21 protein-coding genes, 1 other RNA gene and 1 riboswitch are annotated in these 20,055 nt (G+C 41.7%); of the genes, 2 read left to right on the plus strand and 20 right to left on the minus strand.

Annotated elements, in window-relative coordinates:
- Window positions 1-261: 261 nt before the first annotated feature.
- The 11 genes from LI112_RS08500 to LI112_RS08550 form a co-directional block, all read right to left on the minus strand.
- Window positions 262-1,878 carry a polysaccharide biosynthesis protein gene (locus tag LI112_RS08500; protein ID WP_022388824.1) on the minus strand — a complete coding sequence of 539 codons (1,617 nt, stop codon included), beginning with the start codon at window positions 1,876-1,878 and terminating at the stop codon, window positions 262-264.
- 2 nt (window positions 1,879-1,880) lie between these two features.
- Entirely contained in the window at window positions 1,881-2,576 is a 696-nt protein-coding gene (gene ung, locus LI112_RS08505; RefSeq protein WP_117638626.1) for a uracil-DNA glycosylase, read from the minus strand.
- A gap of 14 nt (window positions 2,577-2,590) precedes the next feature.
- Window positions 2,591-3,349, minus strand: a complete 759-nt coding sequence (gene hisF / locus LI112_RS08510; RefSeq protein WP_022388826.1) for an imidazole glycerol phosphate synthase subunit HisF — start codon at window positions 3,347-3,349, stop codon at window positions 2,591-2,593.
- Window position 3,350: 1 nt separating this feature from the next.
- Window positions 3,351-3,971 (minus strand): imidazole glycerol phosphate synthase subunit HisH, encoded by a 621-nt coding sequence (hisH, locus tag LI112_RS08515; RefSeq protein WP_022388827.1) that lies wholly within the window; start codon window positions 3,969-3,971, stop codon window positions 3,351-3,353.
- A gap of 100 nt (window positions 3,972-4,071) precedes the next feature.
- On the minus strand, window positions 4,072-5,604 hold the full coding sequence (locus LI112_RS08520; RefSeq protein ID WP_117996642.1) for a cell wall metabolism sensor histidine kinase WalK: 1,533 nt from the start codon (window positions 5,602-5,604) through the stop codon (window positions 4,072-4,074).
- Entirely contained in the window at window positions 5,601-6,284 is a 684-nt protein-coding gene (locus LI112_RS08525; protein WP_022388366.1) for a response regulator transcription factor, read from the minus strand. Before LI112_RS08525 ends, LI112_RS08520 begins: the two co-directional genes overlap by 4 nt.
- A 194-nt stretch (window positions 6,285-6,478) precedes the next feature.
- Window positions 6,479-6,901: a flavodoxin gene (locus tag LI112_RS08530; protein WP_022388367.1), complete on the minus strand. Its 423-nt coding sequence runs from the start codon at window positions 6,899-6,901 to the stop codon at window positions 6,479-6,481.
- Window positions 6,902-6,925: 24 nt separating this feature from the next.
- Window positions 6,926-7,477 (minus strand): DUF3793 family protein, encoded by a 552-nt coding sequence (locus LI112_RS08535; protein WP_005422137.1) that lies wholly within the window; start codon window positions 7,475-7,477, stop codon window positions 6,926-6,928.
- Window positions 7,478-7,651: 174 nt separating this feature from the next.
- Entirely contained in the window at window positions 7,652-9,724 is a 2,073-nt protein-coding gene (locus tag LI112_RS08540) for a heavy metal translocating P-type ATPase (protein ID WP_227190547.1), read from the minus strand.
- A gap of 60 nt (window positions 9,725-9,784) precedes the next feature.
- Window positions 9,785-10,090, minus strand: a complete 306-nt coding sequence (locus tag LI112_RS08545; protein ID WP_005422135.1) for a DUF6110 family protein — start codon at window positions 10,088-10,090, stop codon at window positions 9,785-9,787.
- A gap of 161 nt (window positions 10,091-10,251) precedes the next feature.
- On the minus strand, window positions 10,252-10,734 hold the full coding sequence (locus LI112_RS08550; RefSeq protein WP_186290926.1) for a transcriptional repressor: 483 nt from the start codon (window positions 10,732-10,734) through the stop codon (window positions 10,252-10,254).
- Window positions 10,735-10,986: 252 nt separating this feature from the next.
- On the opposite strand from LI112_RS08550, the gene ssrA reads away from it, so the two are divergent.
- Window positions 10,987-11,335, plus strand: a transfer-messenger RNA (tmRNA) gene (gene ssrA / locus LI112_RS08555).
- 81 nt (window positions 11,336-11,416) lie between these two features.
- On the opposite strand, the gene putP is transcribed toward ssrA, so the two are convergent.
- Window positions 11,417-12,958, minus strand: a complete 1,542-nt coding sequence (putP, locus tag LI112_RS08560) for a sodium/proline symporter PutP (protein ID WP_144368648.1) — start codon at window positions 12,956-12,958, stop codon at window positions 11,417-11,419.
- Window positions 12,959-13,271: 313 nt separating this feature from the next.
- On the opposite strand from putP, the gene LI112_RS08565 reads away from it, so the two are divergent.
- Window positions 13,272-13,592, plus strand: a complete 321-nt coding sequence (locus tag LI112_RS08565) for a hypothetical protein (protein ID WP_173903937.1) — start codon at window positions 13,272-13,274, stop codon at window positions 13,590-13,592.
- 67 nt (window positions 13,593-13,659) lie between these two features.
- Window positions 13,660-13,740, plus strand: a riboswitch (cyclic di-GMP riboswitch).
- A 95-nt stretch (window positions 13,741-13,835) separates the two neighbouring features.
- Here the strand turns inward: LI112_RS08565 and LI112_RS08570 are convergent.
- The 8 genes from LI112_RS08570 to LI112_RS08605 all read right to left on the minus strand — a co-directional run bounded on the left by LI112_RS08570 (window position 13,836) and on the right by LI112_RS08605 (window position 19,988).
- Window positions 13,836-14,528 (minus strand): LrgB family protein, encoded by a 693-nt coding sequence (locus LI112_RS08570; RefSeq protein ID WP_227190549.1) that lies wholly within the window; start codon window positions 14,526-14,528, stop codon window positions 13,836-13,838.
- A 1-nt stretch (window position 14,529) separates the two neighbouring features.
- Window positions 14,530-14,892 (minus strand): CidA/LrgA family protein, encoded by a 363-nt coding sequence (locus LI112_RS08575; protein WP_195968176.1) that lies wholly within the window; start codon window positions 14,890-14,892, stop codon window positions 14,530-14,532.
- Window positions 14,893-15,233: 341 nt separating this feature from the next.
- Window positions 15,234-15,815, minus strand: a complete 582-nt coding sequence (locus tag LI112_RS08580) for a nitroreductase family protein (RefSeq protein WP_227190551.1) — start codon at window positions 15,813-15,815, stop codon at window positions 15,234-15,236.
- A 2-nt stretch (window positions 15,816-15,817) separates the two neighbouring features.
- The gene (locus LI112_RS08585) at window positions 15,818-16,825 is read right to left on the minus strand and encodes an aldo/keto reductase (protein WP_022388374.1); all 1,008 of its coding nucleotides are present in this window, start codon (window positions 16,823-16,825) and stop codon (window positions 15,818-15,820) included.
- Window positions 16,826-16,956: 131 nt separating this feature from the next.
- Window positions 16,957-17,514, minus strand: coding sequence for an elongation factor P (gene efp / locus LI112_RS08590; RefSeq protein WP_005427567.1), 558 nt, complete (start codon window positions 17,512-17,514; stop codon window positions 16,957-16,959).
- Window positions 17,515-17,580: 66 nt separating this feature from the next.
- Window positions 17,581-18,102 (minus strand): shikimate kinase, encoded by a 522-nt coding sequence (locus LI112_RS08595; protein WP_005427566.1) that lies wholly within the window; start codon window positions 18,100-18,102, stop codon window positions 17,581-17,583.
- Entirely contained in the window at window positions 18,099-18,602 is a 504-nt protein-coding gene (locus LI112_RS08600) for a YqeG family HAD IIIA-type phosphatase (protein WP_005427565.1), read from the minus strand. Before LI112_RS08600 ends, LI112_RS08595 begins: the two co-directional genes overlap by 4 nt.
- 24 nt (window positions 18,603-18,626) lie before the next feature.
- A complete protein-coding gene (locus tag LI112_RS08605) occupies window positions 18,627-19,988 on the minus strand; it encodes a citrate/2-methylcitrate synthase (protein ID WP_227190553.1) in 1,362 nt (453 codons plus the stop codon).
- Window positions 19,989-20,055 lie beyond the last annotated feature (67 nt).

Here is a 20,055-nt window from a genome sequence, read left to right on the forward strand (position 1 = left end):
CCTCCTCGTCAAAACTGTATATCTACAGATATGAATAAACGTGTTCTTTCTTATTAAAAAGTATTTCTCAAAAACCGAATTCCGTAACATTATACGACAAAGTTTTACAAATGACAATGACCAAGTTTCACAATTTGTCGCATATTCATTCCCCAAATTAATTTGAGTGTCAAATTTTATAACAAAAAAGGATATCTGTTGAAATACCCAACAGATATCCTGTATTTTCCGTATTTTATCATTTGAAAAACTTGTTTTCCCTTATCTTCTGATTCTCTGTGCAATTCGAACAAGATATGCCCCGCCAGGCATTCTGGAAAGCCGCTCGGATGCTGTCTTATCAACCAGGATATAAACCAGAAAATACGCTGCTGCTGCCAGAATGATCGATACACCCAGGCAGATGATATTAGATGGTAAGATTGCATGAAAGCCATAATAAACACCAGCTGCCACGACACCCATCACTGCAGAAGCGATCAGCGGACTTACGTAAGCCGCCTTCCATGGGTTCTTATATTCCAGATATTTTTTCATAAAGAAATCATTCATCACGCATACAACGATTGCATACACGATCATAGCAACCAGCAATGCATAAATACCCAGGTCTGTGAACATCAGAAGCGCAACAACTACAATCACATCTACAACCAGTGCAACTGCTGCTGTGATCATAGGGATCTTCGGTTTACCAATTCCCTGAAGTACTCCATTGGAAATGTTGGACATTCCATTCAGAAGTATCGTAAAGGATCCAAGCATCAAAAGCTTTCCGGCCACACCATTTGTTCCTCCAAACAGCAGTGATACGATTGGCTGTGCAAGCACTGCCAGTCCTACCGCACATGGAATAGAAATGAACATGGACAACTGCACGGTCTGGTCCACTCTTCTCCTTGTTTCATCAATATCTCCCGTTGCATACAGTGCAGATACCTCCGGGATCATCGAAGTCGGTGCTGCACTTGAAAGCGTCAAAGGAATATTGATAATACTCATAAAGTAGGTCGCATATTCTGCATACATCATACTGATCATATCTGCATTTACACCATGTTTTCCCATGATCTCAGAATACAGAACTCCATTCAGATAACCATTAATATTATAGATAAATGAGCTCAGGATGATTGGAGAAACGATCAGAATAATCAGCTTCAGAATCTCGCCATAAGACTCCTCATCATGATAATGATCATGTCTGACTCTGCATTTGATCGCATTCCGATTAACACCATATACCAGGAGCATAAACAACAGTGCGATCACGACACCTGCTGTCGTACCAACAGTAGATCCGGCGGCTCCCCATTTTGCCACACTTCCATCTGTACCATCGGCAAAATATTTAATGAACATCCAGGCTGCGATCAGACTGACTGCCGCATTAAAAATCTGTTCCAGTATCTGCGAGATCGAAGTTGGCATCATATTACGGTATGCCTGAAAATATCCTCTGTATACACCCAGGATTCCGGAAAGGAAAATCGTTGGTGATAAGATCTGCAATGCCAGTACTGCATTCGGCTGATTGCTCGGAATAATAAATCTTGCCCCAAATAAACACACCAGTGCTACGATTCCACCTACGATTGCCGCATAGATCAGAGATCCATGAAAAATCTTCTGGGCATTTTTGTAATCTTTTAAAGCAATTCGTTCTGAGATCAGTTTGGAAACTGCCTGCGGAATGCTGAAGGATGCAATCATCAGAAGAATCATATATGCATTCTGGGCAAGGCTGATATATCCCATTCCCATATTGCCTACAATTGATGAAAGCGGGCTCTTATAAAGAAGACCGATGACCTTGGAGATCATTGCCGCAACCATCAAGAAAGATGCATTTTTTACTAAGTTGTTCTTCTGGTTCATGTTTACTCCTTAATTTCCTGCTGTTCTTTATTTTCAATCTGCCAGTCGATCGGCTCCAAACCATTCTGAATCAGAAATTCATTTGTTTTGCTGAAATGTCTGCATCCAAAAAATCCTCTGTATGCAGAGAGCGGACTCGGATGCGGTGCTTCCAGAATCAGATGTTTCGGATTAGTCAGCATAGATTTTTTCATCTGTGCCGGTCTTCCCCAAAGGAGAAATACAATTGGACGATCCTGCTCATTCAGAATACCAATTGCAGCATCGGTAAACTGCTCCCATCCAATACCTCTGTGAGAATTCGCCTGATGCGCCCGCACAGTCAGGACCGTGTTAAGCATTAAAACACCCTGTCTGGCCCATTTTTCCAGATAACCGTTATCCGGGATATAGCATCCCAGATCATCATGGAGTTCCTGATAGATATTAACCAGCGATGGCGGGATCTCTACATCTCTTTTTACAGAGAAACATAACCCATGGGCCTGTCCATCATTGTGATACGGATCCTGTCCGAGAATCACAACTTTTACCTGACTTAGTGGTGTGAAATGAAATGCATTAAACATATCATCTGCCGGAGGAAAGATCTTGTGTGTCTGATATTCCTGCATCACTGTTTTGTATAGTTTCGCATAATATGGCTGATGGAATTCGCCTTTCAATGCTTCCAGCCATTCTCCTGATAAAGGAGCCATGTTTCTTTCACCTCTTATCTTCTTACGGAGATTCCTCTGTCTGCCAGATAATCTTTCACCTGACTGATCTCCAGTTCTTTATAATGGAATAAAGATGCTGCAAGTGCTGCATCTGCGCCACCCTCTGTCAGAGCATCATAAAAATGTTCCAGAGTCCCGGCTCCACCGGAGGCAATAACCGGAATGCTGACTGCATCTGAAATTGCACGTGTCAGTTCGATGTCATAACCCGATTTTGTTCCATCACAGTCCATGCTGGTAAGAAGGATTTCCCCTGCTCCCAGTGCCTCTGCCTTTTTGGCCCATTCAATCGCATCCAATCCTGTATCAAGACGTCCGCCATGTTTGTAGATATTCCAGCCACCTCCCGGTCTTCTCTTGGCATCTATAGCAAGCACTACACACTGACTGCCGAATTTCTCTGCTGCTTCACGAATCAGCTCCGGACGGTCTATTGCAGCAGAATTCACAGAAATCTTATCTGCACCCTCCCGGAGAAGCTTCTTAAAATCATCCACGGTACGAATTCCTCCGCCAACCGTAAATGGAATAAATACACAGGCAGCTACTTTACGCACCATATCAACTACCGTATCACGTTCTTCACAGGATGCTGTGATATCCAGGAAAACCAGCTCATCTGCTCCTGCTGCATCATATGCTTTTGCAATCTCAACCGGATCACCGGCATCTTTCAGGTCCACAAAATTAACGCCCTTAACCACCCGGCCTTTATTGACATCCAGACAGGGAATGATTCTCTTGGTAAACATATCAGTTCCCCTCCTTTTCCAGTTTCGCAAAATTTTCCAGGATCTTGAGGCCGTATCTGCTGCTCTTCTCCGGATGGAACTGGCATGCAAATACATTTCCCTTTTCAACAGATGCATGGATTGTTGTGCTGTAGTCTGTCACTGCCTTTACGATCTCCGGTTCTTCTGCATGCAGATAATAGGAATGTACAAAATATACATATGTGTCCTCTGGAATTCCCTGAAACAGTCTTCCGTTATTCTGCAGATGCAGCGAATTCCATCCCATATGCGGAATCTTAAGTCCTTCTGCCGGTGGAATTCTCAGAATTTTTCCTTTCAGAATACCAATACCCTCTACTCCCGGTGTCTCTTCACTGCTCTCAAAAAGCAGCTGCAGTCCCAGACAGATTCCAAGAAACGGCGTATTATTTTTTACCATATCTTTAATGACCGGTACCAGATTGTATCTGTGCAGATTCTCCATTGCCTGTCCAAAGCTTCCAACGCCCGGAAGGATCGCTTTATCTGCTTTTAAAAGCACCTCTGGATCCCGGGAAACGATCGTCTCCTCCCCAATATATGCAAGTGCTTTTTCTACGCTTTTGATGTTGCCCGCATCGTAATCGATAATTCCTATCATTTGTCTCTCACATCCTGTCTTCATTGATATTATTCCAGTATAACCCAAAAAAAGACAGATGCAAAGCGATTTCTTTACATCTGTCTCGATTTGTGCTGTTTTACTGATTCTTTCTGTCTAACGTGAACCAGAATTCCACACCATTATCATAGTTCTGCACTCCATACTGCTGATGGAGACCTTCCATAATCGCCTTAACGATAGATAATCCAATACCGCTGCCACCATATTCTCTGGTTCTCGCCTTATCTACCTTGTAGAATTTATTCCAGAGATTCGGGATATCTTCCTCCGGTATCGGTGTACCTGTATTAAATACCGTTACTTTCACATGGTTCTCCTCTGTCAGGACACGGATCTCGATCTCTTTTTCTCCATCCAGATGATTCAATGCATTGCTTGTATAATTTGTCACGACTTCTTCAATTTTAAATTCATCTGCCCATACATAGACAGGCTTTTCTGCATCAAAGCCGACCTTTGCCTCTTTTTGCTGGATCATGATATCCATAGACTGCAGAACTCCCCGTATCAGAGTGACAATATCAAAGCGTTCTACGGTCATTTCATCTCTTCCGGATTCCAGCTGATTCAAAGTAAGAAGGTTACGAACCAGCTTATTCATCTTAGATGCTTCATCCATGATAACATCGCAGTAAAACTCCCGGCTTTCCGGATCTTCGGAAATATTTTCTTTCAGTCCTTCTGCATATCCCTGAACCAGCGCGATCGGAGTTTTCAGCTCATGAGAAACATTATTCAGGAACTCCTGTCTCATCTGATCGATTCGTTCTTTATTCTCAATATCTTTCTGTAATTCATTGTTTGCAGATTTCAACTCTGAAATCGTCTTTTCCAACTGTTCAGACATACGGTTGAAATTTTCTCCCAGCTCATCGATCTCATTTCCGGCATGGCTCTGATATTTGGCCTCAAAATCAAGTTCACTCATCTTCGTGGAGAGATGTGTCAGTTCACTGATCGGACGAGTGATTCTCTTCGTCACAAACCAGATCACAAATCCACTGATCACAATGATCAAAATGCCAACATAGAAATAAAATTTATTCGATATGGAAACGCTCTCACGTATGCTCTCCAGTGGCGTTCGGATCAGAAAATAGCAGCCATTTTTGAGTTCTCCCCAACTCTCCACATATTCCATTCCAGCAAAGCGGTCCCTCACCTGCTGTATAACATAATTCTCATTTTGCTGGAGTGTTTTTGCATGATCATCCTTTTTCTGATCCAGATCATAAGCATAACCGACCAGTCGGGCCTCCAGAAGATCTTCATTACTTCCGACAGAACATACTGTCTGTCCATCTGCTGTGATCACCACCCAGGTAAGATTATTCTCTGAACTGTCTTTAAACATTTCATCCGAGATCTCAGCATTACAATTCCCGTCAGAATCCGTTGTCATCTTCAACGATTCCAGATTTTTCACAGCCTCCTGAAGCACATCCGTTTTTTTACTAATATAGTAGTGTTCCAGAAACAGACCGTTGATAACTGTTGTGATCACCATGGACAAAAGCAATAATCCGATAAACCAGAATTCAATCTGTCTCCTCAGCGGATGAAATTTCTTTTTTCTTGATTTTTCTGCTGAGTTATGCTTCTGTTTCATGCTTCATCTACCTCAAATTTATAACCCATTCCCCAGACAGTCTTAATGTATTCGCCCTTGTCTCCCATTTTGCTTCTAAGTTTTTTGACATGTGTATCAATGGTTCTGGCATCTCCAAAATAATCATAATTCCATACAGAATTCAGGATTTTTTCTCTGGATAATGCAATTCCCTGATTTTCAAGGAAATACGTAAGAAGTTCAAATTCCTTAAAGCTCAGTTCCATTGGTTTGCCGTCAACACTTGCCTGATGAGCAGATTTGTCAATCACGATGCCACCAGCAGAAAGCACATCGTTTCCGGCATCCTGTCCGGTTCTTCGAAGGATTGCTTCTACTCTGGCAACCAGGATCTTCGGGCTGAATGGTTTGGAAATATATTCATCTACACCAAGATCAAAACCAAGAAGTTCATCACGTTCATCTCCTCTGGCAGTGAGCATGATGATCGGTACTTTTGAGTTTTTGCGGATCTCACGACATACTTCCCAGCCATCCATCTTAGGCATCATGACATCCAGGATCAACAGTGCTATATCTTTTTCTTCATAAAAAATATCCATTGCCTCCTCACCATCTCCGGCTTCCAGTACATGGAAATTTTTCTTTTCAAGGAAATCCTTCACAAGCTTACGCATACGACTTTCATCATCTACTACAAGAATCTTTGGGGCTTCCATTTTTCATTCCTCCATCAAACATTTACTTTCTATTTTGTTTTATCTTAGCAGAGATTTATGTAAGTTTTGTGAACGGATGGCAGAAATTTGGACAGAATTAGAAGTAATTTTTCATAAAACAAAAACCGGAAGCCATTCAGACGGCTTCCGGTTCTCTGCTGTTACATTTCTGTTGTCTATAAAATAATCTGAGATTATGCAAGTGCTTTACCAAGTGCTTTACAGCTTTCAACTGCATCATCATCCGGCTCTTCCTGGCAAATCACACCATCAGCAACCAGGACTGCTCCATCTTCTTTGCATTTATCTTCCCAGTTGTGCATCCATTCTCCGTCTCCCCATCCATAGGATCCGAAAAGACCGATCTTTTTACCAGAAAGCTTTGCCTCACATTCGCTGAACATTGGCTCAAATTCATCTTCTTCCAGTACTTCATCTCCCATTGCAGGGCATCCAAATGCGATTGCATCAAATTCATCTACTTTATCTGCTGAAAAATCAGCTGATTCAAAAGAAATAACTTCTGCACCTGCTGCTTTTGCTCCTTCCGCTACTGCATTTGCCATAGCTTCTGTGTTTCCTGTTGAACTCCAATATACTACTGCTACTTTACTCATTTTGATTTACCTTATCCTTTCTGTTTATGCTGCAACAGTCAGCTGAAGAATTGATCTTCCATCCGCAAAAAGTCGTCTGTAGATTTCTGAACATTTCTTCAGTTTCCGGAAAAGCATCTGAGTCTGCTTTTCATTTCCATATACTTTCCAGATTCCGCAACATTTATAATTTTTACCTTTCTGTTCAATAAATCCAGTCACGTCATCAAGAGGATACCCAAGAAAAAGCCCAACTTCATGTGGAAAACCATCTTTTTCAAAAAAGCGCTCCTGAAGCTGTCGAATACAGCAATCTGTCTCCTGACATTCATAACCGCAGTCTTTCAAAAGAGCACATGCACCTTCACACTGCAGATCCTGTTCCAGTTTCTTTTTGCGGTATACATAGACCAGTGCCTTATATTCACTTGTTCTGAGCACTTCCACAAAAACACCTCTGCAATTCAGTTTTCTGTTTTCCTCTTCAATTTCCATGGACAGTTTATTTCTGTTCATTGGTGTATAAGTAAACATATTTGCAGTTTTGATTCCTGCCAGCGTAGGTGCACAGTGTGCTATGATCTCAGCTTCTAACATCCTTAAGTCTCCCGTTGATTAGTTGTGTCTAACCTATTGTTTTAAATTTACGGATATGTTTCCATATCCGTAAGTTTTTATTTGTTAGCTGTTTCTAACTAATATGATAGTACAATACTTTTCACTTGCTGTCAAGAGTTTTCTTTAATTAACTTTTCATATTCTGAACTGACTTTAGAGTACAGATTTCATAGAGTCCATACCAATCAGTAAAGTTGAAGTATTATGAAGCAATGCAGACATAGTCGGCTGAATCACTCCTGTTACACCAAGAGCGATCAGACTTCCATTAATACCAACGATACGTCTGTAATTCTTATGGATCTTATCCATCAGACCATTGCTGATTTCCTTCAGTGTAACCATGACACTCAAATCATCTGCCCCAATCGTGATATCCGCAATTTCTCTTGCAAGTTCTGCTCCATCACTGATCGCAATACCAACATCTGCTGCAGAAAGCGCCGGAGAGTCATTAATTCCATCACCTACCATCAGGACTTTACGGCCCTGTGCTTTGGCTTCTTCTACAAATTTAGCTTTGTCTTCCGGGAGAACTTCGGAATAATATTTATCGACACCGACTCTCGCCGCAATTGCTTTTGCGGTACGGTCACTGTCTCCTGTCATCATAACGATCTGTGTGAACCCCGCTTTTCGCAGTGCCTTTACAACCTCCGGTGCCTCCGGGCGAAGCGGATCTTCAATGCAGATCACCGCGGCAAGTTTCCCTTCAATTCCAAGATACAGATGAGAATATTCTTCCGGAAGATTTCTGAACAATTCTTCCTTTCCGACCGGAATTGTACATTTTTCATCTTCAAATACAAAATGATGGCTTCCTATAATTGCTTTTCTTCCATCTACCATTGTTGAAATTCCGTGAGCTACAATATATTCAACTTTTGAATGCATTTCTTCATGAGTCAGGCCACGTTCTTTTGCAGCATCCATAACTGCTTTTGCCATGGAATGTGGAAAATGTTCTTCCATGCATGCAGCAAGTCTGAGAAGATTTTCTTTTGAATCACCGTTAAAGGAAACTACATCAACAACTGTCGGCTGTGCCTTCGTCAGTGTTCCTGTCTTATCAAACACAATCGTATCTGCCTCAGCAACTGCTTCCAGAAATTTTCCACCCTTCACCGTAATATGATGTGCATTTGCCTCACGTATCGCTGCAAGAACAGAAATTGGCATTGCAAGTTTCAATGCACAGGAAAAATCAACCATAAGAATAGACAATGCCTTGGTCACATTTCGTGTGAGTGCATATGTAAGAGCTGTACCAGCAAGTGTATACGGAACCAGTCTGTCTGCAAGATGTTCTGCTTTGCTCTCCACTGCCGATTTCAGTTTTTCAGTCTCTTCGATCATGGTTACGATCTTTTCAAACTTGGTAGAGCCAGAAGTTTCTTTTACGCGAATGGTAAGTTCACCTTCCTCCATAACCGTTCCGGCATATACATAACTGGATTCATGTTTTGCCACCGGCATGGATTCCCCTGTTAGAGACGCCTCATTTACCATAGCCTCGCCTTCTGTAACAATACCGTCAAACGGAATTACGGTTCCCATATGTATACGGACTCTGTCACCAGGTTTAATTTCATCTGTTCCTACCTGAACTTCAGAATCCTCTGTTATCAGCCATACCTTGCTCACATTCAGGGACATGCTTCGTGCCAGATCATCCACAGACTTTTTGTGTGTCCAGTCTTCAAGAATCTCACCAAAGCCAAGAAGGAACATTACGGAAGAAGCTGTACTGAAGTCACCTCTGAGCATGGATACACCGATCGCCGTTGCATCCAGTACCGGAACTTCAATTCTGCATTTTGCAAGTGTGCGCACACCTTTCCAGATATATTTCACAGATTTCAGCGTTGTCAGAAATGTCCGGACCGGAAGTGGCAGGAGTATTTTCTTACCATAATGGAGCACAACATGGTTTACCATCTTCTCCCAGTATTCTCCATTCATTTCTCTTCCTGAATTCTGAAGATAACTTTCCGGTGCCTCAGCCTTTTCATAAGAAAATCTCTGAATTGCCCTCAGCATTTCTTCTCTGTTATCAGAATAACAGATCACTACGTCTTGATTTCTCTCTACTACTTTGACAGAGATTACACCATTCAGTTTTGTCAGAAAATATTCCAACTGATCTGCCTGTCTGCATGTCATTCGTTTCTGACAGATATGAAGTCTGACTCTGCCTCTGATTTCATGTTCTATTTTAAATCTCATATTGTCATCACCTTTAGTTATGAAAAACACCTGCAGTTTCTCTCCGCAGGTGCTTTGTTCTTATTCCTCTTCTGCTGCAGTTTCTTCTGTTTCTTTAAATGTTTCTTCTTCAGCAGTATCTTCAAATGCTTCCTCAGCTGCTGCGCGATCTTCGTTGATCTGCTGTGCTTCTGCATAAATATCTTCTGCATTCTCCTGAACCTTGGATACAATTTTCATTACGCAGTCTTTTGCACGAAGAACAGCTGCTGTACAGTTCGTATAAACTTTTTTTGCATCTTTGCTGGAAAGAAGTTTGATTCCTGCTGTTCCGAATAATACTCCTGCCGCGAATACTCCGCTGTGTTTCTTATCAAGTTTGATCATTGTAATATCCTCCTGTATATTTCTTTTTTAACATTACACATATTATAAAATCTCCAAAACAAAAGTCCAGACTAACTTGCAAAAGTGATAAATTTTCTCATTATCATCTAAAAACAGAGTAATTTACTTCTGTTTTTTGCGTATTTTCTTCCGGGAGTCCATTAGTTGCTATTTTCAACGGATACGCGTCGTACTCTCCTTGACTGGAGATATCCGCAGGATTCCATTCCTTTTTCAATGATCTTGCGAAGTTTTTCATTATCCAGCCGGATATTTGTCTGATCATCCAGTTGTACACAGCAGACAGGTACCTGTCCCTGTTCATCGCAGATGCGATAAGCGCTTTTCCTTTTCAGGGCACCGATTTCTTCCAGAAGATTAATCATTCTGTATACTGTCGCCATTCCAATATTTGGATCCTTTTTAGATGCCAGAAAATATATTTCCTTACAACAGGTACATTCTTCCTGCAAAATAATATCCAGTATGATCTTTCTCTGTTTTGTAATCCTGCAGCCTTCCCGGCGAAGTCTGTCAACAATAGCACTCCGCTGCATGCTGCTTCTCTGATACTGCTGATTACGGAAGGATTCCTGAGCAGGATCTGATGTATGATCATATATTTCCTCTCGCAGTGCTTCCATTTTCGTTCCTCCTGATCCGTTCAGTTTGTTTTGTCTTACTATTTGTTTCGAGTAACTTCCGTTCGTTATATCTATCGTGAGTTTACATCTTCTAACTGTCACTGTCAAGTTTTTTTCAGTATTTTATAAAAAGGTTATAAAAACCAAGTTCTTCCCTTGACAACTCTATATACAGTTTCATATAATAGAAAAAGTCAGAAACACAAGCATCGTCTGTTTACCAGTAATATCGGATCTTTCCGAACCTGATCAGGGCTTGTACTGGTTTCGACGGGGGCTTTGAAGTTGAGGCAGCCATCCGCAGACTCCTGGACTGCGTACCAACCGGGAAACTAAATATAAACGCAGACGAACAGTACGCGTTAGCAGCCTAAGTGCTGCTCATCAGCCCTGATGCACTCACACATCAGGAATCTGGTGTCGACTATGTGAGAAACCTTGCCGGGTAAGCTTTGCCCCGGTAGATGTATCATGAAGCTACTGAAGCAATAAGCCTGTCGATGGGCGTATTGCCAAGGGAATGTTAAAACAGCGACTGTGATGGGAGACACCGCAAGGGATAGGCTTTCGGACAGGGGTTCGATTCCCCTCAGGTCCATTTTGGAACATCTAAAAAAGCTGATGATTATCCATATTCGGATAATCACCAGCTTTTCTTTTTATACTATTTCATCGACTATATTTATTCAGCCATTCTTTTCTGAACCAGTTCAAATTCATCCGTGATTTCTTTGGAAGGTGCCTTAGTCGCAAGACTTACCAGCACGATCATCGCGCAGGATACCAGGAAAGCCGGAAGTAATTCATAGAAATTCAAGAAAGACACATTCGGTCGAACCAGATATTTCCATACAAATACCATAACACCACCAGAAATCATTCCTGCCAGTGCACCCTGCCAGTTCGTACGTTTCCAGAACAAAGCAAACAATACAACCGGTCCAAATACAGCACCAAATCCAGCCCACGCAAAAGATACGATGTTAAATACTGAGCTGTCCGGATTACGTGCAATGATAACCGCTACGACTGCGATCAAAAGCAATGTAACACGGTCAGCAACCATACTCTCCTTCTTGTCAGCTTTTTTCTTCAGGATACTTCCGAGAAGGTCAGAAGATACTGCTGAAGAAGCTGCCAGAAGCTGTGAATCTGCAGTAGACATGGTAGATGCAAGGATTCCCGCAAGGATCGTACCACCAAGCAGTGCCGGAAGAACACCATATGTACTCAAAAGATCTGCAATCTTAACAATGATCGTTTCTGAATTAGATCCCTGAAGCATTTCAAGTTTGCCTGCTTCTGTCATTCCAAGGCCGATCACACCGATCAGTACTGCTACAGCAAGTGAGATCACTACCCATGTAGTAGCTACTCTTCTTGATAAGGAAAGTTTCTTTTCATCTTCAATTGCCATAAATCGAAGAAGAATATGCGGCATACCAAAATAGCCAAGTCCCCAGGCCATCATGGAAACAATATTTATAACAGGATATGCAGACTCCGTTCCACTTACAGGATCATAAGTTGTCATCATGGTCAGATAACCCGGCAGTGATTTCGCATGATCAATAACCGCTGAAGGACCTCCTGCTATAGATACCCCAAAACAAAATACGATGATCAGTGCAATAGACATGATGATGCTCTGGATAAAGTCCGTTGTTGATGCGGCAAGAAATCCTCCGAGAGTCGTATATCCAACTATAACAAGGGCACTGATGATCATTGCTGTGAGATATTTTACTCCAAAAAGGCTGGAGAAAAGTTTTCCACAGGCTGCGAATCCGGAAGCCGTATACGGAATAAAGAAAATAACGATAAAAATAGCTCCGATCGACTGTAACAGGTGTCTGTTGTCTCTGAAACGGTTGCTGAAGAATGATGGCAATGTAATCGAATTGCCTGCTACATGTGTGTAGAGACGAATTCTCTTTGCAACGATCTTCCAGTTAAGATACGTTCCAATTGCAAGTCCGATTGCAGTCCATCCGGCATCAGCGATTCCAGACAGATAAGCCAGACCCGGAAGTCCCATCAAAAGCCAGCTGCTCATATCGGAAGCCTCTGCACTCATTGCCGTAACCAATGGTCCAAGTTTACGTCCACCCAGATAAAAATCGGATGTGTCATTATTTTTCTTGGAACAGAGGTAGCCGACATAGATCATTGCACCCAGATAAACAATGATTGCTATCATGATGCAGATGTGTGAAGTTGTCATAAGTTCCTCTCCCTTCTGAAATGGAATGCATATTTATTCATATTCTGATATGCATATATCTACAATATTATTCGAAAACTACAGAAAAGTAAAGAAAATTCTTAGCAAAAAACGACTCTGTTTTTATAAAAAATCAAAACACACAAAAACCATCGGAAATGCTTTAAAAATAACATAAAATCTACCAAAGAAGATTCTATGATTTGTCGAAAAATCTAAGAAATTGTCTGACGAATCGTATTGACGATATACCTTTCTGAATTATAGAATAATGGCGAAACCTATAGTTATTGCACAAACGGAGGATTAAAAATTGGAAAACAAAAACGAAGCTGTAATTGCAAACTACATCGAAAAAATGATGGGAGAAAGGAGACAGAAAATATTTGAATCGGATGAGTATATTCAGCAGGACAACGGTGATCTGGATTATCTGGAAGAACGCTACAGCAGTCTGAAAATACCTTATGTGATCAGAAGAGTCGTAGATGATTATATTGCATGCCTGGAATCAAGGGATGAACGATACGCAGACATGTCCTATGTAGCAGGCATGGGTGATGCAATATCATTACTTATAAAAATGGGAATGTTAAATAATCAGGAACAGCCGCTCAGTATCAATGCTGAATAAAACATGGAATGGATTCAAATATACAATACTACATATTATCGTTTATGCAATAAAAGACTATATTTATTTTAAAAAAAGGCATAGCCGGGGAAATCCGGTGGCGCAAAACTATAGGGTCTAAGCAAATGTATGACAGCCAGTTGCAAGAGAGATACATATAACTCTTTTAGAACAGAAAAAAAAGTTGACGACCATCCGTGGTTTCGGGATGAATCGTCAACTTTTTATATTTTTTATTTCCGTTTACCACAGATAGGAAAAGATGGATGCTCCGATTACTGTGCACAGACCGCACACAACGATAGCAAGACTGCTCATTGCTCCCTCGACTTCACCCAGTTCCATTGCTCTCGCAGTTCCTACTGCATGGGATGCCGTGCCGATTGCAAGGCCTCTGGAAATCGGGCTCTTAATACGGAAAAGCTTACAGATAAATTCTGCTGACATATTTCCCAGAACACCTGTAATAATGATCACGGCAACAGAGATCGTCACATATCCGCCAAGTTCCTCTGATACTCCCATTCCGATTGCCGTTGTAATGGATTTCGGAAGCATAGTTACATATTCTTTATGGCTCAGTCCAAACACAACAGACATTACAAGCACAGTTCCAAGGCTTGCGATCACACCTGAGATCACGCCTCCCAGTATCGCTCCGATATTTTTTTTCAACAGATCAAGCTGCAGATACAATGGAATCGCCAGACTGACTGTTGCAGGTGTCAGCAGATAACTCAGATATTTTGCACTCATATTGTAGCTTTCATAATCCACATGGAACACTACCAGAAATACGATCACAAGTGCAATAGAGATCAGCAGTGGATTCAATAGTGCCAATTTCCATTTGCGCTGCGCTGCAAGACCGATTTCGTAGGCCAGAAGACTGATCACGATACCTACTGTTGCTGAACTTAAGATCAGATTGTCCATACTACTTCTTTTCTCCTTTCCCTATTCTCGAAATTAAGAAGTCTGTCACTTTTCCAGTCACGATCATAACTACAAATGTAGACACGACTGTGATCACCAGAAGCGGCACCATGAAAGACTGCAGCTGCTCCCAGGATGTGATCAGTCCCACTCCTGCCGGAATAAACATCAGCGGCATAATTTCAATCAGAAATTCTCCTGTTTCTTTTACGTGTTCTACTTTGATCACTCTCAAAAGAAGAAGCACAAACATCAGAATCAAACCATAAATACTGCCCGGTATCGGAAGCGGGATAAAATATTTCATGATCTCCCCCGCGCAGGTCACAGCAAGGATGATTCCAAACTGTCTCAGATATTTCACTCTATTCGCCTCCTGAGTTTAAATCTTTTATTACCCCTGTTCTTTTATTATGAGTAACAAACTTTTTCTATTATAGCACACTGCATTTTGTCTCAACAAGTCAAATAAAGTACAAAAAACTGCCGATATTACAGCAGTTTTTTATATAAATGTTTGATTAATGTCAATTTTTAGCTATTTGCGGTCCTGATAACTAAGGATACATCCCAAGTATTTCTACGAACTCTTGCAGATGCATCTGTACCCGTAGTGGTTATATCCAGATTCTCTCTTCAGTTTTAATTGATGGGGTGTAGTCATGCTTCGCACTTTAGGAAATAAAGTACGGTATTGGGAATTCTTTATTTCTTTATTATAATGTCTTCCAGTTTTCTTTTGGGTACGTAATGTACATCGTTCTCATCGCGGTAATAGGCAATGTTCTCGCCTTCCTCGGTTTCTTTGATCACGATCTTTTCGGCTGGTTTGCCAAATGCCACGATCAGCACCGGGGCAAGGTTGTCTGCCAGGTTTAGTTCTTTTTTGACGGAATCTGCATTGTAGTTTCCAATCATGCAGCCGCCGAGCCCTTTCTCAGCAGCTGCGAGGAGCATCGTCTGTGCTACGATTCCGACATCTTTCTGGTATCTCGGAATCGAAGCTCCAAGATTCAGGTCCTGACAGATGACGATAAATCCTGTCGGGCACATTCCCGGGTGCGGAAGCTGCATCTGTGGCAGCGCCCTTGCCCAGTTCGTCAGTTTCTGGATTCGGTCTACTTCTTCCTTCTCCCATGCCAGATAATAACGAAATGGCTGGGCATTGACACTGGACGGTGCAAAGCGTGCACAGTCCACGAAGTCTTCCAGTTCCTCTCTGCTGAAATGATAAGATTCATCATATCCTCTGTAGCTTCTGCTTGCTTTTACAATATCTTTGAACATGTTTATTCTCCCATATCCTTCGCGCATACCTTTAATTTTTCTCTGATTGGCAGATGATACGGACATCTCGGTTCACATTTACCACAGCCAATACATGCGGAGGCTTTTACTTTCAACGTACTGTAGCGTTCTTTCGCCCAGTCTGCCAGATCATATCTCTGCAGATAACCTGCAAAAAGAAACACACTTGGAATGTTGATACCTACAGTACACGGTGCGCAGTAATTACAGCGCCGGCAGAAATCATTTCCAAGCTGTTCACGAACCTTGTCCATTTTGGCAAGTTCTTCTTCGGTAAGTGGAGCTGCATTGGAACATGCTGCCATGTTTTCATCCAACTCACGAATCTCAGCCATTCCCGGAATTACAACAGTCACATCCGGATTGGAACAGACATAACGCAGTGCCAGTGTGCCATCTTCAATTGCTCCGCCGGCAAGTGGTTTCATATCAATAAATCCAATATTCTTCTCCGCACATTTATGGATCAATTCTGCCCCCTGCTGCTCTACGATATTATATGGGAACATGATCGTCTCAACCCAGTCCAGTTCCAGTGCACGCTCAAATACAGCTGTGGAATGTGCAGTGAGTCCGATGTGTCCGATCTTTCCTGCTGCTTTGGCTTCCATAAGAGCTTCCAGAGCACCGCCTTCACCAATTACCTGGTCCAGCTGTTCCATACTCGGGTTATGTACCTGATACAGATCTATATAATCTGTACGGAAGTTTCCAAGACTTGTCTCGATATCTGCTGCCATTGCTTCTTTTGTTCTGGACATGGACTTTGTTGCAAGCACGAATTTGTCACGAATCCCTTCCAGCCCATATCCAATATACTGTTCACTGACGGTATAACCTCTTGCAGAATCAATATAGTTGATTCCTTTCTCTGCCATCGCATGAAGAAGCTTCTTTGTTCCTTCCTCATCAATCTTCTGAATCGGAATTCCTCCAAATCCCATACGTGAAATTTTTAATCCTGTCTTTCCAAGTGTTCTGTACTCCATAATATCCTCCTTATCCTGTTAAAAAGATTTCTCATCAAAATCATTTTTCTCTGTAAAGAAAAAATACCACCGAATCTCTCCGGTGGTATCATCACATGTTACTGCTTCACAGTAACAATCATTCCTATTAATTATACACGAGACAGATATTCACCTGTTCTTGTATCAATTTTCAGTTTGTCTCCCTGGTTAACGAACAGCGGAACCATTACCTGAGCACCTGTTTCAACAGTTGCAGGTTTTGTAGCACCCTGTGCTGTGTTTCCAGCGAATCCTGGCTCTGTCTCGATAACTTCAAGTTCTACAAACAGAGGCGGCTCGATTGCATATACATTTCCATTCCAGGAACAAACTTTAACAACTTCGTTCTCTTTAACGAATTTGAGAGAATCTCCAACCTGTTCTTTTGTAAGTGCAACCTGATCATATGTTTCTGTATTCATGAAGTTGTAAAGGTCTCCATCATTGTACAGATAACTCATGTCCACACGGTCGATACGAGCCTGTGGGAATTTCTCTGTAGGACGGAAAGATTTTTCCAGTACAGCTCCTGTGATAATGTTTTTATATTTTGTTCTTACGAACGCAGCGCCTTTTCCAGGTTTTACATGCTGGAATTCAACGATCTGACATACGTTTCCTTCAATTTCGATTGTGACACCGTTTCTGAAATCACCTGCAGAAATCATTTTATTATCCTCCTTCGTTTTGTGTTCGCTATCAGTTATTCTATAATATACAGGAAGTTTTTTCAACTACTTTTTTTCATAAGAAGCCAATTTCTCTTCAATTTCTTTAATAAGCTCCTCAAAAGGCACTTCTCCTGTCGTTACCTGAATATCAGCAAACTTCTGATATACCGGATCTCTCTGTTTCAGAAGTTTCTTGATCTTGTCATCTCTGTCTTCCCCATCCAGCATCGGATCTTTTTTGGATCCCTCCAGACGTTTCTTGAGCGTTGCCAGTGATCCTTTCAGATAAACAACTGTACCAAGTTCTCTGAGATATTTTTCGTTCTGTTCCTGCAATGGAAGACCTGCTCCAAGTGAAATCACCTTACGCTCTGAATCCTGAATCAGCTGTTTCAGTGCCAGAGTCTCCAATGCACGGTAATACGGCTCTCCGAATCTCTCGAATATCTCTCTTGCAGAAAGATTCATCCTCTTTGTAATGATCTTCTCCAGATCAACAAATGGTAATCCCAAGTCTTTGGAAAGCTGCTTTCCAACTCTCGTTTTTCCCGAACCCATAAACCCAATGATCACCACGTGGTTCATGAAATCCCCTCCTCCTTTTTGTAAAAATGTAATACTATTTTTTCCAGATAGCGTTTGAGCACAATCTGAATTTCTTCTTTTGGATGAATCGGCTTCACCAGAATATTACGGATGCCGCTTCTTTTGGCCCCATATACATCTGTGAAAAGCTGATCTCCTATAAAAATGGTATTTCCTGTGTCTGTTCCAAGAAGTTCCATTGCTTTCTTATAATTACGTACAGATGGCTTGTGCGCATTCTCAATAAACTGTGCACCAATCGCATCTGCAAATGAGGAAACCCGCTCAATCTGATTGTTTGACAACAGACAATAGCCAAATCCAAGTTCTCTCAAATGTGCAAAAAGTGCAATTGCCCGCTCATCTGCCGGTGCCCCGTGAGGCACAAGTGTATTATCAATGTCATAGATCAGACCGCGGTACCCTTCGCGGTAAAGGCGGTCATAATCTATCACATACGCAGAATCCAGATATTCATCTGGAAAAAAACATCGAAACATTATTTTCTCCTCTGTTGTCTGATCTTATCTCTCGCTAAGAGGAATATATTCTGCCTCAGGCAGAACATTCTTATATGCCGGGCGGATGATCTTATCTGTATTGATCAACTCTTCCATTCGATGCGCACTCCATCCAACAATACGTGCCACGGCAAACATCGGTGTATAGAGTTCCAGTGGAAGATCCAACATGCTGTATACAAATCCACTGTAAAAATCAACATTGGCGCTGACACCCTTATAAATACGGCGTTCTTCTGCAATCACCTGTGGAGCCATCCATTCAACCATGGAATACAGACGATAATCTTTCATACGTCCTTTTTCTTTTGCGAGGCTTTCTACAAATCCCTTAAGAACTTCTGCTCTCGGATCGGAAACAGAATAAATTGCATGTCCCATACCATAGATCAGGCCACGTCTGTCAAATGCTTCTTTATGAAGAAGGTGTTTCAGATATGCACGAACTTCCTCTTCATCTTCCCAGTCACGGACTTCTTTCTTCATATCCTGGAACATCTGAATAACCTTGATATTCGCACCGCCATGTTTCGGGCCTTTCAGTGAGCCGAGTGCAGCAGCAATTGCAGAATATGTATCCGTTCCGGATGATGAAACAACATGTGTTGTAAATGTAGAGTTGTTACCACCACCATGTTCCATATGAAGTATCAATGCCAGATCAAGGATCTTCGCTTCCAGATCTGTATATTTTTTATCTGGTCTGAGCATCCGAAGAATATTCTCAGCTGTAGAAAGTTCTTTCTTCGGATTGTGGATATAAAGACTCTTATCTCTCACATAATGACTGTATGCCTGATATCCATATACGGAAAGCAGCGGAAATTCACTGATCAGGTTCAGGCACTGTCTTAGTACATTCGGAAGTGAAATATCATCTGGATTATTATCATAGGAATATAAAGTAAGCACGCTTCGTGAAAGCGCATTCATAATATCACGTCCCGGTGCTTTCATGATAACATCACGCACAAAATTTCTTGGTAATGAACGCTGGGCTGCCAGCAAAGCCTGGAAATCTGCAAGTTCTTTTGCACTTGGAAGTTTACCAAACAAAAGCAGGTAGGTCGTCTCTTCAAATCCAAACCGATTATCATTGACAAAACCCGCCGTCAGATCTTTGATATTATACCCTCGGTAATAAAGACTTCCTGCACAGGGAACTTCTTTCCCATCAATAACTTTAACCGCCTGTACATTGGATATCTGTGTCAACCCGGCCAGAACGCCTTTACCATTGATGTCTCGAAGTCCTCTTTTTACATCGTACTTTCCATAAAGCGACACATCCATACTGGAATGATCTACGCACATCTGTGTCAGATTTTCAATTTCCGGTGTTACTTTTGTGTTAAATCCTGTCATGCATGATACTCCTTTCGACTTATGCTTCTTTTTCCCGCAGGCCCTCCTCAAAATAAATCTCTAATCT

The sequence above is a fragment of the Blautia sp. 210820-DFI.6.14 genome (assembly GCF_020558815.1).
GTDB lineage: Bacteria > Bacillota > Clostridia > Lachnospirales > Lachnospiraceae > Blautia_A > Blautia_A obeum.